The 16,215-nt window shown below is 62.0% G+C and carries 13 protein-coding genes; 5 read left to right on the plus strand and 8 right to left on the minus strand.

Translation table 11 applies throughout. The features are described 5' to 3' along the window. Window position 1 precedes the first annotated feature (1 nt). Both SSPSH_RS06700 and SSPSH_RS06705 read left to right on the plus strand, forming a co-directional pair. Complete coding sequence (locus SSPSH_RS06700) at window positions 2-1,249, plus strand: type 1 periplasmic-binding domain-containing protein (protein ID WP_006912918.1); 1,248 nt, start codon at window positions 2-4, stop codon at window positions 1,247-1,249. A 3-nt stretch (window positions 1,250-1,252) separates the two neighbouring features. Beyond that, window positions 1,253-2,059, plus strand: a complete 807-nt coding sequence (locus SSPSH_RS06705) for an ABC transporter permease (RefSeq protein WP_006912919.1) — start codon at window positions 1,253-1,255, stop codon at window positions 2,057-2,059. On the opposite strand, the gene SSPSH_RS06710 is transcribed toward SSPSH_RS06705, so the two are convergent. Next, the gene (locus tag SSPSH_RS06710; RefSeq protein WP_021031522.1) at window positions 2,056-2,682 is read right to left on the minus strand and encodes a TetR/AcrR family transcriptional regulator; all 627 of its coding nucleotides are present in this window, start codon (window positions 2,680-2,682) and stop codon (window positions 2,056-2,058) included. The two genes, SSPSH_RS06705 and SSPSH_RS06710, sit on opposite strands and share 4 nt — an antisense overlap. 81 nt (window positions 2,683-2,763) lie before the next feature. Here SSPSH_RS06710 and SSPSH_RS06715 point away from each other — a divergent pair, with 81 nt between their 5' ends. Together SSPSH_RS06715 and SSPSH_RS06720 are read left to right on the plus strand one after the other, a co-directional pair. Continuing rightward, window positions 2,764-3,243, plus strand: coding sequence for a hotdog fold domain-containing protein (locus SSPSH_RS06715; protein WP_006912921.1), 480 nt, complete (start codon window positions 2,764-2,766; stop codon window positions 3,241-3,243). 75 nt (window positions 3,244-3,318) lie between these two features. Next, window positions 3,319-3,792: a DUF4442 domain-containing protein gene (locus SSPSH_RS06720; RefSeq protein ID WP_006912922.1), complete on the plus strand. Its 474-nt coding sequence runs from the start codon at window positions 3,319-3,321 to the stop codon at window positions 3,790-3,792. Between the two features lie 20 nt (window positions 3,793-3,812). Here the strand turns inward: SSPSH_RS06720 and SSPSH_RS06725 are convergent, their stop codons facing one another. From SSPSH_RS06725 to SSPSH_RS06755, 7 genes are all read right to left on the minus strand, one after another. Next, window positions 3,813-4,130, minus strand: a complete 318-nt coding sequence (locus SSPSH_RS06725) for a hypothetical protein (RefSeq protein WP_006912923.1) — start codon at window positions 4,128-4,130, stop codon at window positions 3,813-3,815. A 230-nt stretch (window positions 4,131-4,360) separates the two neighbouring features. Then, window positions 4,361-6,430: a TonB-dependent receptor domain-containing protein gene (locus SSPSH_RS06730; protein ID WP_006912924.1), complete on the minus strand. Its 2,070-nt coding sequence runs from the start codon at window positions 6,428-6,430 to the stop codon at window positions 4,361-4,363. A gap of 604 nt (window positions 6,431-7,034) precedes the next feature. Then, window positions 7,035-7,598: a PepSY domain-containing protein gene (locus SSPSH_RS06735; protein WP_006912925.1), complete on the minus strand. Its 564-nt coding sequence runs from the start codon at window positions 7,596-7,598 to the stop codon at window positions 7,035-7,037. 107 nt (window positions 7,599-7,705) lie between these two features. Continuing rightward, window positions 7,706-10,054, minus strand: coding sequence for a TonB-dependent receptor (locus SSPSH_RS06740; protein WP_006912926.1), 2,349 nt, complete (start codon window positions 10,052-10,054; stop codon window positions 7,706-7,708). Window positions 10,055-10,116: 62 nt separating this feature from the next. Continuing rightward, complete coding sequence (locus SSPSH_RS06745; protein WP_006912927.1) at window positions 10,117-11,439, minus strand: sensor histidine kinase; 1,323 nt, start codon at window positions 11,437-11,439, stop codon at window positions 10,117-10,119. A 52-nt stretch (window positions 11,440-11,491) separates the two neighbouring features. Continuing rightward, on the minus strand, window positions 11,492-12,133 hold the full coding sequence (locus tag SSPSH_RS06750; RefSeq protein WP_006912928.1) for a response regulator: 642 nt from the start codon (window positions 12,131-12,133) through the stop codon (window positions 11,492-11,494). Window positions 12,134-12,314: 181 nt separating this feature from the next. After that, window positions 12,315-13,826 (minus strand): aldehyde dehydrogenase family protein, encoded by a 1,512-nt coding sequence (locus SSPSH_RS06755; protein ID WP_006912929.1) that lies wholly within the window; start codon window positions 13,824-13,826, stop codon window positions 12,315-12,317. A gap of 345 nt (window positions 13,827-14,171) precedes the next feature. On the opposite strand from SSPSH_RS06755, the gene SSPSH_RS06765 reads away from it, so the two are divergent. Further along, window positions 14,172-16,121 (plus strand): sigma-54-dependent Fis family transcriptional regulator, encoded by a 1,950-nt coding sequence (locus tag SSPSH_RS06765; protein ID WP_006912931.1) that lies wholly within the window; start codon window positions 14,172-14,174, stop codon window positions 16,119-16,121. The last annotated feature ends 94 nt before the right edge of the window (window positions 16,122-16,215 follow it).

Raw genomic sequence — 16,215 nt, forward strand, 5'->3', positions numbered from 1 at the left:
CATGGCGCACGGTGAAACGCTTTCGATAAACGCAGTATTGCGGCGTGCCGTGTTGCTGTGTCTTTGGGTAGGCGCAGCGCTGTGTCTGTTGCCAAGCGTTGCTGTCGCCCAGCAGGATCTCAAAACCTTCGACCTGGGCTATATCGGCTGGAACGACGACCCGCGCTATTCCGAAGCCCGGATCGAGCGCGAATACCAGGGCGAACCCTGGGGACGGCCGATCGACGGCGCGCGGGTAGCGATCGACGAAGCACGCTTTCCGGGGATTGCGGCCGGGGTGCAGTTCGGTCTCGATGAAGCGCTGGTTTCCAATACCCGCGAAGTGCTGGAGAACGTGCGCCGTATGCGAGATGCGGGTACGCGTTTCATCCTGCTCGATCTGCCCGCCGGCACCGTTTCGCGGGTGGCCGCCGAGTTCGCCGGCGACGACCTGACGTTGTTCAACGTGGCGGCGCACGACGATCGCCTGCGCGGTGCCCACTGCCAGGCGAATCTGCTGCATACGATCCCCTCGGATGCGATGCGCAACGATGCGTTGGCGCAGTATCTGGTTTCGCGGCAATGGAAGAACGTGTTGCTGCTGGTTGGTCCCGAGGCCGCAGACAAGGTGTTGGCAAAGTCGTTCGCGCGTTCGGCCAAGCGTTTCGGTTTGAATATCACCGGTACGCGTGAATTCGTGCTGGGCAACAATCCGCGTGAACGCGACAAGAACAATCCCAAGCTGCTGACCTCCGGTATCGATTACGACGCGGTCTATATCGCCGATACCCAGAGTGAGTTCGCCCGCAACGCCAATTTCGCCATCCAGAAGCCGCGGCCGGTGGTGGGCAGCGGTGGTCTGGTGCCACAGGCCTGGCATTGGGCCTGGGTACGCCACGGCGCACGTCAGCTCAACAACCGGCTGGAAAAGAAGGCCGACCGGCATATGACCGCCTACGACTGGGCCGCCTGGGTAGCCGTGAAAGCGGTCGTCGAAGCGGTGCAGCGCACCGACAGCACCGACTATGCCCAGCTTGCGGCCTATGTCCGCGGCGACGACATCAATCTCGATGGCTTCAAAGGGTATCGCATGGGCTTTCGTGATTGGGACGGCCAGCTACGCCAACCCATCTTGTTGGGCAGCGGCAACTGGGTGGTCGCTCGTGCGCCGCTCGAGGGGTTTCTGCACCCGGACAATTATCTCGACACGCTTGGCTTCGACCCACGCGAATCCGCCTGCAAACTCACGACCGGCAACGAAGGTTCCTGACCCATGGCCCGTATCGCCCACGTGTTCCAGGCGCTGATGGCGGTTTCGTCACGCGAAACGGTCAAGTTCATGCACCAGCGGGGCCGGCTGGCGTCGGCGGTGGTTCGCCCCAGTCTGTGGTTGCTGATCTTTGCCGCGGGCTTCAAGAACGTGTTCGGCATCTCCGTGCTGCCGCCTTACGAGAGCTATATCGAGTACCAGGTTTATGTCGTGCCGGGGCTGCTGGGCATGGTGTTGCTGTTCAACGGCATGCAATCGTCGCTGGCCATGGTCTACGACCGTGAAATGGGACTCATGCGTTTGCTGCTCACCGCACCCCTGCCGCGCTCGGTGCTGCTGGCCTGCAAGCTGCTCGCGGGTACGTTTTTGTCGGTGCTGCAGGCCTACGCGTTTCTTGTCGTCTGTGCCTTGTTCGGTGTCGATCTGCCGTGGTGGCCGGGCCTGCTCACCGTACTACCCGCGCTGATTCTCACTGGGCTCATGCTCGGCGCGTTGGGTTTGTTGCTGTCGGTGTATATCAAGCAGTTGGAAAACTTCGCCGGCACCATGAACTTCGTGATCTTCCCGATGTTCTTTCTGTCGCCCGCGTTATATCCGCTCTGGCGGCTGCAGGAGTCGGGCGCGACCGTCATCTATCAGCTGTCGCGTATTAACCCGTTCACCCACGGCGTCGAGCTGGTGCGTTTCGCTTTGTATGGGCAACTTAATGCCGTATCACTGGCGGTCGTTGCCGGTACGCTGGTCGTGTTCTTTGCGGCGGCTGTTTGGGGGTATGACCCGCAGCGCGGTCTGGTGCGGCGCCGCGGCTAATCGATTGGCGACGTGCTGATTGCGCGCCAGGCTGCTTCGACGAATACGTCCGTGTGATCTACCGGTGCGCCTGATACGCGATCGGACAGCCAGGCCCGGCAATAATTTTCGCTCGGGCCCACGAGTAGCGAGGCGAACGTCTCGCGTGGCAGGGAACGAATGTCGCCCGACTCGACGCCGGTCTTGAGCACGGCCAGCAGCGGACCGAAGCGTTGCTTGTTCTTTTCCTTGAGCGACCCAGCGCTTGAACTCGTGGCGACTTCGCTGCGCGCCGCATACATGAAACGTGCCTCGACCGGGTGATGGGTGACCCAGTCCAGATAGCCGTGAACAAGTGCGCGTACGGTTTGCCGTGGCGTGGTCGCGGCATCGATCTCGGCGCGGGACCGGGCTATCTGGTCGTCCAGCAGTTGAAGAAAGAGCGCCGCGATCAAGCCCTCGCGATTGCCGAAATGGTGATACATCGAGCCGACGCTACTGTTTGCGTGACGACGTATCTGCTCGATGGTCATACCCGTCAGGCCATGTTCATCGAAACAGGCGATCGCGCTATCCAGCAATTTATCGCGACTGGATCGAGGCGCCTGTACGGAAGTGGCGGAGGGAGAGCTTGCATCGGTCATATTAGAATAATATTCTAGAATTGTATTCTAGTTGCTATGGCGCCCAAGAAAGTGGCGCTCTTTTACATCAGGCGACAAGTTATGGCCAAGGCATCCAAGCTACTCCAAATGTGGCGTCGGCTCGAAAACCGGCCGGGAGGCCGCTGGCTGTTCAGCCGTGCCGTAAGTTGGCAGGCCCCTTATTTTTCCACCATTCGTCCGACGGTTCGTCTGCTTCAACCGGGCAGCTGCGAGGTGGGCATGCGCAAACGCCGGGCGGTCACGAATCATATCGGCTCGGTGCACGCTATCGCGATGTGCAACATGGCCGAACTGGCGGGCGGTTTGATGACCGATGCCACGGTTGCTCCCGACTACCGCTGGATCCCCAAGGCCATGTCGGTCGAGTACCGGGCAATCGCGAAAAGCGATCTGATCGCGCATGCCTACCCGATCGATCGGGCAGCGGTGCTCGCGCCAGACACGGAGTATCCGGTCACCGTCGACGTGCGCGACAGTGCCAGCCGTATCGTTCTGCACGCCGAAATCACGATGTGGCTGTCGCGCCCGAAGCCGCGCTGAATTCGCTTACGGTTTGAAACGATGCCTTGCGCTAGCCAGACGCCTAGTACTCCGCCCGTCTAACAATGGATCAACATGAAGCCTGAAACCCTGCGTCGCGTAATGAATATCTGGCCGCCGTTTCTGTTCAGCGGTATTCGGATCAACAAGGTGTCGCGCGATTGGCGTCACGTCGAGGTGCAGCTCAAATTGCATCGCTGGAATGCCAATTATTTCGGCACCCAGTTCGGTGGCCATATGTTCAAGATGTGTGATCCGTTCTGGGCCATTCTGGCAACCGAGCGCCTTGGCAAGGCATATCACGTATGGGACGCAGCGGGCGATATCGAGTTCATTTCACCGGGCCGCGAGACGGTGTATGCGGTGTTCGATTTCGACGATGCGGCACGTGACGAGATCGTCGCAGCGACCGCGGACGGCGAAAAACACCTGCGCTGGTTCGAAAACGAAATCAGAACCGCTGCGGGCGTGCTCGTGGCGCGGACCCGAAAGCAGCTTTACGTGCGTCGCAAGGACAAGGGGCGTCAGAACGTGGCCGCAAGCGCCTGAGGCGTCATTGAACGAGCCACTCAGCGGGTGAAGACGATCCGCCAGAAGCTCATTCGTGCACGAACGAACAGCGCCGCATCATGGTCGTGCATCGTATCGCTGGCGCCCAAGCCGGCCATATCGGCTGCGAGCAAACGGCCGAAGCGTCGCAGGCGGTGGCGTGCGGCAAACGACAGCATCGCAATCGCACCGAATACCAGGCCGCTTGCCGGTTCGCCGTGCAGCATGGCGAGACTCAGACCCAGACAGATCACGCCGTTGAGTACAAGCACGCTGCCATATTCCCGGATATTGGCCAGCCGTTTCTGAACCAGGCGTCGGGCGTCGTTCACGTTCATCGATTGATCTCTCGTGCCGGGGAATCCCGGCAATGCCAGAGTATCGGCGCCGACAAACGCGAATGAAGCGGTTATGTCGATATATTTCGTGTTTTTTTGGGGGGCTACTCGGCAGCCGTCGAGGTCAATACTGCACGCGTTACCGGCTGTGATGAATCGGGTCGGTTTCACCGCCTCTACAACACGCAATGACCGGTCGCAGGCAGCCAGAACCTGCGACCGGTATCGGGCTAAAACGACAGGCGCGCGCCCACGTTGAAGCGCCGGCCGTCGAGTAGCCGGCCATAGTTTTCAGGGGCGATGTTTTTGTCGAGCAGGTTGTAGATGCCGCCGTAGATATCGAGTTCATCGGTCAACTGATGGCTCACGCCTGCATCGACGAGCGTGTAGCTCGGGTAGCTGATGCTCAAGCCGCGCCGGCTGGCGACTTGCTCGGTATCGCTTTTATAACGTGCCTGCGACCAGAGCCGGGTGGCGCCGGTTACATCCCAGTCCAAGCCGAGCGTGGCCCGGTGCTTGGGTTGATCGCTCAGCGGAAGGCCGGCGTTGTCGCCGGTTTCCTGCTCGCTTTCGGTATAGGTGTAGCTGGAAGTCGCGCTCAGGCGTTGCGTGATCGGCGCTTCGAGGGTGAATTCCACGCCGCTGATCTTGGCCTTGTCGACATTGCTGTACTGATAGATCGCCGTGTAGTTTTCGCTGGCGAAAGGGCACGCGGCATCGCCGGCACGGGTGTCGCAGACGATCGGTTTCTGGATCTTGTTATCGAAGTCGGTCCGGAATACGGTCAGGCTGGATGCCAGCCCGCCGGTTTCTGACTGCCAGTACAGGCTGGCCTCGTATGTCGTGCTCTTTTCCGGTTCGAGATCCGAGTTGCCGACGTCGCGGCAGTCCGGGCAGCCGGGGCCGCCGCCGCCTTCGATCCAGCGGGAATCCCCTTCCTTGAGGTCCGGGGTGCGATAGCCGGCGCTTACGCCGCCTTTCAGGGTGAGCTGCGGCGTCAGGCTATAAACGCCGTACATACGCGGCACGAACTCGTCGCCATAGTTTTCGTCATAGACATAACGCAGGCCGGTGGTCAGCGCGAAGTCGTCGGTCATAAACCACTCGTGCTCGACAAACGGCGCAATTTCGTAGCGTTCCAGGTCGGAGGCGCCCAGTCCGCGATCCGGGTTCTCGCTGCGCTGCTTGCGATACTGCGTGCCGAGCGTAATCAGCTGACTGGCCAGTGGTAGCACCGTCTGGGTATTGGCTGTAATACGCTCGTAGGTGGATTCGTAGCTCGAATCGTTCTGGGTCAGCTCCGTATGCTGGATATAGCTCCGGGTGGTGACGTGATCGTTCCATGCCACGCTATGGCGAAGGGTTTGGCGTTCGCGTTCGGTACGTAGCTCGCGATCGGAGCCGGTGAGTTCGGCACTGGCGTCGGTATCCTGGCGGCCGAAGCCGGCTTCGAAACTCAGTCGGTTGGCATCGTTGGCCGCCCAGTCGAGCCCGGCATCGAGGTTACGGCGTCGATAGCCGGCATAGCCGTCTTCGAGCGCATCTTCTTCGCGCTGCAAGATATTGCCGTTGAGCCGCAGCGACAGCGTGTCCTGGATCAGCGGCCCGCTGACGCTGAAGTCGCCTTGCTGGCGATTGCCGGAGGCTGAGTCTTGCTGAATGATGGTGTCGGCCGTAATGGTGCCGGCCCATTCATCGGCCACCGGTTTCGTGATCACGTTGACCACGCCACCAAGCGCGTCCGAACCGTAGATCGTCGACATAGGGCCGCGAATGACCTCGATACGCTCGATCGCCGACACGGGCGGTAGCCAGCTGTATTCCGCGCCCGAGCCATAGCCGTTGTAATAAGCCTGGCGCGAACCCTGCGGCACGCCGTCGACGAGCAGCAGGGTGTATTTGGGGGCCAGACCGCGTAGCGAGATTTCGCCGGTGCCGCCCTTACCGGTCGGGCCTTCGTCGAGATAGACGCCGGGCACGTCCTGCAGCGCTTGCTGGATATCCCGGTAGGATTTGTCCTGAAGCTGCTCGCCGCCGATCACGGAAATGCTGGCCGGCGCATTCTTCGGGTCGACCGCATAGCCTGAAGCCGAGGCCGATGTGACGGTAATTTCATCGAGTTCGTCGTTGGCGTCGATTGTCGTATCGGCCCCTAACATGAGCACGTCGGTGCCCGTATTGTCGGCCGACGTGGTTTGCGCCCAGGCGACGTGGCCGTAGATCAGCGCCCATACGATGGCGCAACGGCCAACCCAACGCATCTGCCGGCGCACCGTGGTGCGCTCCCCCCAATAGATCATGCTTCCCCCTGAACGGATCGGTCTAAAAATTAATCGCATGCGCGCGACGAAACCCACCAGCCGCGTTACCCCGTACAGCTGCGGTGTTCGATATGCGCTTGCCGCCGCAGATCCCGGCGCCCGCAGCAAGCATTTATAGTAAGTTAATCTAAATGAGTGTGATTCGCAATTACGGATAGAGAGCCACTCGCTGCGCGCCGGTACTTGACTCTAGTTCATGGCTATCGATGCTTTAGAAGCAATGAAGCGCTTCGGCCCGCTGTATAGCGCGCTGAATCGATGCCAGTTCAAATCGATGCGTCGATAGCTCAACCGGGCAGGGATTTGAGCAGCCACTGCATTATCGGCATGCGACCATCACGAATTGGACGCTCACGCGCCGCGATATTCGTCGCGGCCTGTCGCGCCAGCCATGCCGATGTATGGCTGTCCGGGGCCTCAACGCATGCAGCTGCAGGTGAAGACTCGAGCCGTTGCCTTAGCCTGCGGCACGTGCTTATCGGTATGCGAATTCATCGGGCAGGCGTTGGTGGCCGGCTCGATAGCGGCGGGCAGGACGGTGGGCCGCTACGACATCAGGTGCGCCGGGCCCATCGGCCGGACACTAACGGGTCGGGTTGGCCTTCTCGTCCGGTTCCTGGCCGATCTGCCACTGTTCGACCGACAGTTCCACGATCTCGCCGCTTGCGGCATCGACCTCGACCTTGAACTCGCTGTCCTGGCCTTCCTGAGCGAGGTCGATCTCGTAGCTCGGCGAGCCATTCGATTCGATCTCGTATTCGACTTCGACCACCTCGCCGCCGAACCGTGTCTGTGCGGTCTTGATCGCCTCTGCTTCGCTGACCTTGGCGGTACGCGCGAATGCCTCCTCATCGGCGGATTCGGCCTCGGTTTCGAGTTCGTAGATATCGCCCGTACGGGCATTACACATTAGTTCCCATTCGGTACCGCTGCTATCGCGAACCTCGATCTCGTAGGTGGGTGCGCCGGCCGGGCTGACACTCAGATACTCGACTTTGACGATATCGCCGCGGCGCACGTTCTGGGCCGCATCGAGACACTGCTCCAGCGATATCTGATCGTCGGGTGGGGCTGCGCTCGCTGCTGTCACGCTCAGTAACGTTGTTGCGACAAGCGCACCGATGGACGATAGCGGTTTTGGAATCATGAGAGTGTGCCTTCGTGCTGGGTGCGTATCGAAAAACAGGCGGCCGGCCAGCGCTGCAAAACATGGATGTGCTGGCCGGCGCCTGCCGGAGGAGATCGAAAGAGAGGCTATAGCTCCACCCGCACGCCGCCCCAGATGCCGCGCGGCGCGCCGGGGCCGATGAAGCGCGTGGCGTCGTCGTAGCGATCGCCTTCGAGCACTTCGTCGGCTTCTCCGTAGAGGCCGAAGGTTTCGTAGTCCGAATCCAGGACATTGTTGATGCGCAAGAACGTGGTGATGCGATCGGTGATCTTGAACGCCGCATTGGCGTTGACGATGGCATAGCCGTCGATCTTTTCGTTGTCGGTATTGGATTCATCGCCGCGATAGATCTGGTCGCCGTTGCCGACCACATCCATGCCCACGCGCAGCCGGCTGGTGGGCGCCCAGTCGATGCCGACATTGAACAGATGTTCCGGAATCAACGGGATGCGATCGCCGGGCTCGACCTGTTGGGTCGGGTCTTCGCCCGGCGCGGCGTCTTCATCGGCCAGCGGATGGTTCGGCGAATTGGTGACGAACGAATCACGGAATTCCGCGTTGAGGTAGGTGTAGTTCGCCGACAGCCGCCAGCGCTCGGCGAAGGCCCAGTCCAGTCCCAGTTCGACGCCCTGGCGGCGGGTTTCGCCGACGTTGTCGAAATAGCCTTCAAAGCGGGATTCGGCCGCGATGAACAGGATGTCGTCCTGGTTGTCCGAGCGAAACACCGCCGCATGCCAGCGCAGGTCGTCATTGCCGCCGCGAAGACCCAGTTCGTAGGTGGTGGTGACCACCTGCTCGAGCGGCGGATCGTCGACGAAGCCGTTGGGCAGCCGGCACGGCGCATCCGGGTTGGCACAGGTCAGCTCGACCGGCGTTGGCGCACGCGAAGACTGTGACACGCTGCCGAAGGTAGTCAGCCGATCGTTGACCTGCCAGGTCAGCCCGCCGGCCAGATTCAGACGTTTGAATTCGTGATCGCCCGACAGGCTGGTGTCGTCGTCATCATCGCCGCCGGCAAATTCCACTTCGGGCGACGTGTCGTGCAGCGAGATCGATGTGCGGTTGTAGCGGCCGGCCAACGTGCCTTCGAGCGTTTCGGTGATCGGCACGCGTTGCAGAAAGAACAGGCTGGCGGTGCTGTTGTGGGCGGATACGCCGGTCAAGGATTCGCCGGAGACGATGCCGCTACCCACGGTGCCGCGTTCGTCGGTAAGGCTGGCCAGTTCGGTCTGTTGCGAGAAATCGCTGCTGGCGTAGTCGAGACTCGTGCCCACGATCAGCTCGCCGCCGAGCACGCCGTCCTGGCGGCCCTGCAGGTTCAGGCCAAAGCCGTTTTCCTTGGTCTGTGACGTGTTTTCGGTGCCGCCGATCACGCCATCGCTGGCCACGACCGGATTACCGTCGGCATCGAAGACGATTTCTTCGTCGCCGCCGTCTTCGGCTTCTTCACAAAGCAGACCGGCGTTACCGGCGTCTTCGCAGTCCTCGAACTCGGAGCCGTCGCCGTTGAACGTGTTGATCTCGTTACGCCGGTAATAAGCGCCCCAGGCCAGGGTGAAATCGTCGCTGTAGTCGCGCGTGCCGCGCAGGTTGAACATCACCATTTCCGGATTGGTTTCATCCGGATAGGTGAACACCGAGTCGCGGCCTTCGGCTTCGGCAAGTTCGGCCGGAATGGCGCCGTTGCCGCGCAGGCTGTTGTCGGCCGCGGTGATCGAGAAATCCAGCGTGCCGTTGTCGGTCAGCGTGGAGAACTGGGTGAACAGCTGCGCGACGTCGGAATCCGAGAAATCGCGCCAGCCATCTTCGGAGACGCCCTGGGCGGCGAAATACCACGCATCGGTGCCGTTGTTGCCGCCGGCCTGCACATGGCCGCCGAAGCGGCCGAAGTCGCCGCCAAAGATTTCTGCCTCGGCGCCTTCGTAGGTGAAGCCGGTCTTGGTCTTGACCGACAGCGCGCCGCCGAGCGTGTTCTGGCCGAATAGCGGATTGGAGCCGGGAATGAGGTCGATGGAATCGATCGCGACTTGTGGGATGAGGTCCCAGTTGACGGTATCGCCGAACGGTTCGTTGATACGTACGCCGTCTTGATAGATCGACAGCCCCTGTGGCAGTCCGAGCAGCGGCGACGCGGTATAACCGCGGTAGTTCAGATCCGGCTGGAACGGGTTGTTGGTGGCGTCGTTGACGTGGACGCTGCCGAGTTCCTGCTGCATGTATTGGTTGAGGTTGAGCGTCTCGGCACGCTCGATGTCTTTGCTTTCGGCGTGTTGCACGTTGGCCGGATAGCGATCGGCATCGACCTCGCTGCCAGCAAACGGCGTGGCGCCGATAATGTCGATGCCGCCCAGCTCGAGCGGCTGGGCCACCGCGCTATGGCTGACGAACACCCATGCCGCGCCCAGAGTCACCCCAACGCCTCTGCGATAATCCATTGCTCCCCCGCTCGTTATTATTTTGTAGTGCTATCGAGTCTTGTCCGGGGTGATTGCTTCGCTCAATGGGAAATCTTCCCGATTTCAGGGGATATACGACCTTTTGCCGATGCCGCTGATGCCCGTGGGATATCGGCGTGAATATGGGTGCCGTGGTGGTGGCGACTGTCGACCTGCAGGCGCCCGCCGAGCAGGTCGATGCGTTCGGCCATGCCCGATAGCCCGAGACCGGGTCGATAGGCCTGGGGGTCGAAGCCGCGGCCGTCGTCACGCACATCGACCTGCAGCCGATCGGTTTCCAGGTCCACCGTGATATCGATATGCGCAGGCGCGCCGTGACGCAGGGCGTTGGTCAGTGCTTCCTGAACCAGACGGAAGACATGGATCGCGATCGGCGTGGGCACATCGGCCAGGCGGTCGTTGCCGGTATAGACCAGCGACACCTCGCGATGACTGCGCTGGCGGCTGGCGACATGGTTTTCCAGGGCCGCGTCGAGGCCGAGTTCGTCCAGGCCAGGCGGGCGCAGGCGACGCATCATCAGACGCGTCTGGTCGTAGATGCGCCCGGCAACGGCGACAATGGCTTCGGCCGATTCGGCAACACCGGGCGGCAGCTTTTCGCCGCGCGCGAGAATGCCGGCAGCGTCGGCCCGAATCGCGGTCAGGCTCTGGCCGAGCTCGTCGTGCAGTTCGCGGGCGAGATTGCGCCGTTCGTCTTCCTGGATACGCAGCGAATGTTCGCGCAGGCGTCGGTTTTCACGCTGCGCGGCGTCGAGCGCAGCCGCCATGTGGTTGAACTGGGCGGCAATACCGTCGAACTCCGGTAACGAAAACCGCGGCAGGCGAATGGCGTAGTCGCCGTGCTCGATACGCGCCAGCGCGGCATCGATACGTCGTACCGGCACGAGCGCGCGCCCGAACAGGCGATAGACCACCGCGATCGTGGCCAGATAGAACACCACCAGCAGCGCGAGCAGCCCGCGTGTGTCCTGCCAGGCTTCGGCAATTTCGTCGTCCGGATCGGCAACGATCACCATCGCATAGTCCGGCGCGATCGCAAGCCGGCGTTCGGGCAAGGCCTCGGGGCGGATGAGCGCAGAAAACCAGTCTGGCGCTTCGGTCGTCTCATCGTTCGTGCAGCCGGTGGGCGATGGCTCGGTTCGTGCGACGAGTGACAGGCATAAATGGCGCAGATGGCCGATGTCCGAAAGCCGTCGGGCGGCGGCCAAGGCCTCACTGTCGCTGCGGATACTGTTTTCGACCAGATCGCCGGCGAGGGCTACGCTGGCCTGCATTTCTTCGGTGACCGCGCGCTGAGCATTGTGGATTACGAGCCAGGCGGCCGCGCAGAGAATCATCGCCAACAGCAGGGTGACGGCGATCATCAGCCGTTGTCGCAGGCGCAGGCGTCGCCGCGCGACCGTACTTGCCGGTGGTCTAGAGCCCGACGACACCGGTACGAATCGCCAATCGAGTCAAATCGGCCGTGCCGCCCACACCGAGTTTCGCGCGCAGACGCGAGGCATGGTTGGCGACGGTCTTCGGGCTGACGAACAGTTCTTCGGCAATCGTGTTCACGCTCGCGCCCGAGGCCAGCAAACGGAATATCTCGAACTCGCGGGACGACAGGCAGGCCAGCGGTGTGGCCGGGTCGTCGTCGCTGGTGTTGCGTTCGTCGGCGAGGCTGGGGTCCAGATACTGGTGCCCGAGAGCCACCTGGCGCACGCCTTCGATCAATACATCGGCCACCGCGCGTTTGCCGATATAGCCGGTGGCACCCGCCGCCAACGCACGGCGCACGAAAATGGCTTCCTCGTGTACGGAAAACACCAGCACGCGTGTGCCGGGGTGGCGGCTGCAGATACGCCGCGTGGTTTCGATACCGCTCATGCCGGGCAGCGACAAATCCATGACGATCACATCGAAGTTCTGCTCGCGACACAGGGCGTAGGCGCGTTCGCCGCTGTCGGCTTCGCCCGCCACTTCGATATCGCCGGCCAGTTTCAGCAAGCGCGCATAACCAGCGCGCACGACAGCATGATCATCTACCAGGAGAACCTGGATCGGTTGCTTGGGCATGGCGGGCTCCTGTCTTGTCCGATCGCGCGTGTTGTCGACGTGCGTTCTATCTACACGATAGCGCAATCAAGGACCAGGGCGTCGCCCGCAAGCCGTCGGCGACAAAAGAAAAAGCCGGCTGCCAGGGGGCGCAGCCGGCTCGGGGTACACATCCTCTAGGGGAAGGAGGATGCGAACTCGGTTACAACGCCACCGTCACGGTCTTGGTTTCGGTGTAGTTGTTGAGCACCTGGGCGCCCATCTCGCGGCCCCAGCCGGACTGCTTGTAACCGCCGAACGGCAGCGCCGCATCGAAGATGTTGTAGCAGTTGACCCAGACCGTGCCGGCACGCAGCTTGGCCGCCAGTTTGTGGGCACGGCCGATATCCTGGGTCCAGACACCGGAGGCCAGACCGAAGACCGTATCGTTGGCGCGGCGTACCAGATCCCGATCGAAATCGGAGAACTTCGTGGCCGTGACCACCGGCCCGAAAATCTCTTCCTGAACCACTTTCATGTCGTCGGACACGTCGGTGAGCACGGTCGGCTTCACGAAATAGCCGTCGCCATCGCCACGTTCGCCGCCCGCTGCCGCGGTGGCACCCTGGCTCTTGCCGGATTCGAGATAGCCGGTCACCCGGTCGAACTGGGTGCGCGATACGAGTGGGCCCATCTGCGTTTCCGGGTCCAGACCCGGGCCCAGCTTGATGTTGCGGGCAAACTCGGCCACGCCTTCGACCACCTGGTCGTAGACTTTTTCATGCACGAACAACCGCGAGCCGGCCGCACAGCACTGGCCGTGGTTGAAGAAGATCGCGTTGGCCGCGCCCGGAATGGCTTTTTCCAGATCGGCATCATCGAGCACGATATTCGGCGATTTGCCGCCCAGTTCGAGCGAGACTTTCTTGAGGTTGCCCTTGGCGGCATCGACGATCAGGCGGCCGACTTCGGTGGAGCCGGTGAAAGCGATCTTGTCGACCATCGGATGGGCCGCAATCGGCGCGCCGGCTTCTTCACCGAAGCCGGTGATGATATTCACCACGCCGTCCGGCACGCCGGCTTCCTGCATGATCTCGGCGAGTTTCAGGCCCGACAGCGGGGTTTCCTCGGCCAGCTTCATCACGATGGTGTTGCCCGTGGCCAGCGCCGGTGCGAGCTTCCAGGCAGCCATGAGCAGCGGGAAGTTCCAGGGGATGATCTGGCCGCATACGCCGACCGGCTCACGCCGGGTATAGGCATGCCATTCGGCGCCGGGCGCGTAGGGCACGGTCGGGGTGATCATTTCGCCGGTGAGTTTGGTGGCCCAGCCGGCCATGTAACGAAACATCTCGGCGGCCAGCGGGACGTCGGCGGCACGGGCGATCGAGATCGGCTTGCCGTTGTCCAGCGACTCGAGCTGAGCGAGCTCTTCCTGATAATGCATGATCAGATCGCCGATCTTCCAGACGATCTGCTGGCGTTCGGCCGGCGCCATGCGCGTCCACGGTCCGTCGTCGAAGGCCTTGCGCGCGGCCTTCACGGCCTTGTCGACATCGACCTTGGTTGCCGACTGCGCCTGGGCGATGACCTGATCGTTGGACGGGTTGTAGACATCGAACGTCTCGCCCGATTCACAGGCCACCCATTGGCCATCGATCAGCATCTTGCGTGGGCTGTCGATGAATTGCTGGACGCTCGGTTCGAGCGATACTTCAGAAGCAGCTACTGCACACATATGGGTTCTCTCCTCCATGAATCCTTATCGCGCCGGCAACAGCGTTGCAGCGCACGGTTTTTCGAATGTTCGTCGTATCGACGGCGAAACCAATAACGAAACCGCAAGATTCAGGCCATACGTGGGCGTCATGAAAATCAATATCTTGCGCGAGATCGTCGCCAGGCATCGCCGTCTCGACTGTCACATTTCCGAGACAGGGGTGTTGCAGGCTGTGCCAGGCGTGACACGCGTGCTTGTGTGCGTAATTCGAACCTGCTAGAACCGAGTCAGACCCGCGCCTAAAAGCGGGCGATAAAAATTCGACAGAGCGCTTGCATGCGCTCTGTCATGCGAGGAGCAGCGATGGTCGATCTGGCGACGCATCCTTCGGCGGCGATAGTCCAACGCGATTCGGCCGATCTGGTGGCGGGCTCGTGGAATCGCTGTGTTCGTGACTACGGTCTCGATCCGGCGCGCATCGAACTGGACGTGGTCTCACGCAGCCAGCTCAGTGCCCATCGCGACGAGTTGGGCGACGTGGTGTCGATCGCCCGCGGCGAGATGGACAATCTCGCGGCCCAGATCGCCGGTTCCGGTTATGCGCTGATGCTCACCGACGCCCGCGGCGTGATTCTTTACAACCATGTTGAATCGGCATTGCGCGAGAGTTTTCGTGCGGCCGGGCTCTGGGACGGGGCCAACTGGAGCGAGTGGCGCCAGGGCACCAACGGTATCGGCACCTGTATTGTCGAACAGCGACCGGTTGTCATTCACTGTGCCGATCATTTCGCGGTTCGACACAGCGGGTTGAGTTGTTCGGCGGCACCCATTCGTAATGCGGCCGGCGAACTGCTGGCTGTGCTCGATGCCTCGTCCGTGCAGTGCGAAGGCACGCGGGCGGGGCAGATGCATACCGTGGCGCTGGTGAGCATGTCGGCCCGGTTGATCGAAAAAAGTCTGTTTGTGAACGCCCATCGCGAATCTCGTGTGCTGCGTTTTCACGGCCGGCCCGAGTTCGTGGGCCTGATTCACGATGGCCTGCTCGCGATCGACGATAACGATTGCATCGTGGCCGCCGACGAAAACGCAGCCCTGCAGCTGGGTGTCGACGGGCGCGGCGCGCTCATCGGCCAGCCCATCGCACAGGTTTTCGATATCGACACCGGTACGTTCGCTGCCACAGCCCACGAGCAGGACCAAACCGTATGGCCGCTGCACGAACGCCTACGCGGGCGGCGCTACTACGCGCGGCTCACTGCGCCGGCCCGCTCGCGCCGTGCGCTATCACTGCATGGCGGCGAAGCGCGCAGCCTGCACATTCCGGCACAACATGCGAACCGGCGACCGGGCCTGAGCGAGCTTGCCGGCGCCGATCCGGCGATGGCCGAGAACGTGCGCTGCGCGCACCGCGTGGTCGATCGGCGTATCGCGATCATGCTGCGCGGCGAAACCGGTACTGGCAAGGAAGTTTTTGCGCGCGCCATTCACGAGGCAAGCGCGCGGGCCGGCAAACCGTTCGTGGCCGTCAACTGTGCCGCGATCCCGGAAACGCTGATCGAGGCCGAACTGTTCGGCTACAAACCGGGCGCCTTCACTGGCGCCAGCCGCGACGGCATGCCGGGCAAGGTATTGCAGGCGTCCGGCGGTACGCTGTTTCTCGACGAAATCGGCGATATGCCGCTGGCGCTACAAACACGTTTGCTGCGCGTGCTCGAAGAACGCGAGGTCGTGCCGCTGGGCGGGGATACGCCGATCGCGCTCGATCTCAACGTAATTTCGGCGACGCATGCGGACTTGGGCGCGCGTGTCGCATCAGGGGATTTCCGGTCCGATCTCTATTACCGCCTCGACGGCATCACGCTCACGCTGCCCGCGGTACGTGAACGCGCCGATCGCCAAGCGCTGCTGCGTGCCGTTATTGCCAGCGAGCACGACGGCGCGGCGGCAATTCGGATCGCCGAGGACGCGATGAAAGCCCTGGTTCGCTACGACTGGCCGGGCAATATCCGCCAGATCCGCAATGTCATGCGTACCGCGCTCGCGCTGTGCGAGGACGGGCTGGTGCGCCTGGCCGATCTGCCCGAAGAAATCACTCATCAGGCGCAACAAAGTGCCGCCTCTACGTGTGCCAGCGATGAAGATTCGGTAGTAAGTGATAACCCGCTCGCCAACGCCGAGCGCGATGCGTTGATCGGCGCTTTGGAACACAACGGCTGGAACGTGTCCCGTACGGCCGCCCAACTGGCCACCAGCCGCAACACGCTCTATCGCAAAATGAAGAAGCACGCGATCGAGCCGGCGCAGAAGCGTTGATCATCAGCCGGTACCGCGCCGATACGAGCCCGATCACGGCTGGCACGACTCCTGCCTGATTTGTTGGTCGAACCGGTTGTCGCAGGATGAAATT

The organism is Salinisphaera shabanensis E1L3A (assembly GCF_000215955.2).
GTDB classification, from domain to species: Bacteria; Pseudomonadota; Gammaproteobacteria; order Nevskiales; family Salinisphaeraceae; genus Salinisphaera; species Salinisphaera shabanensis.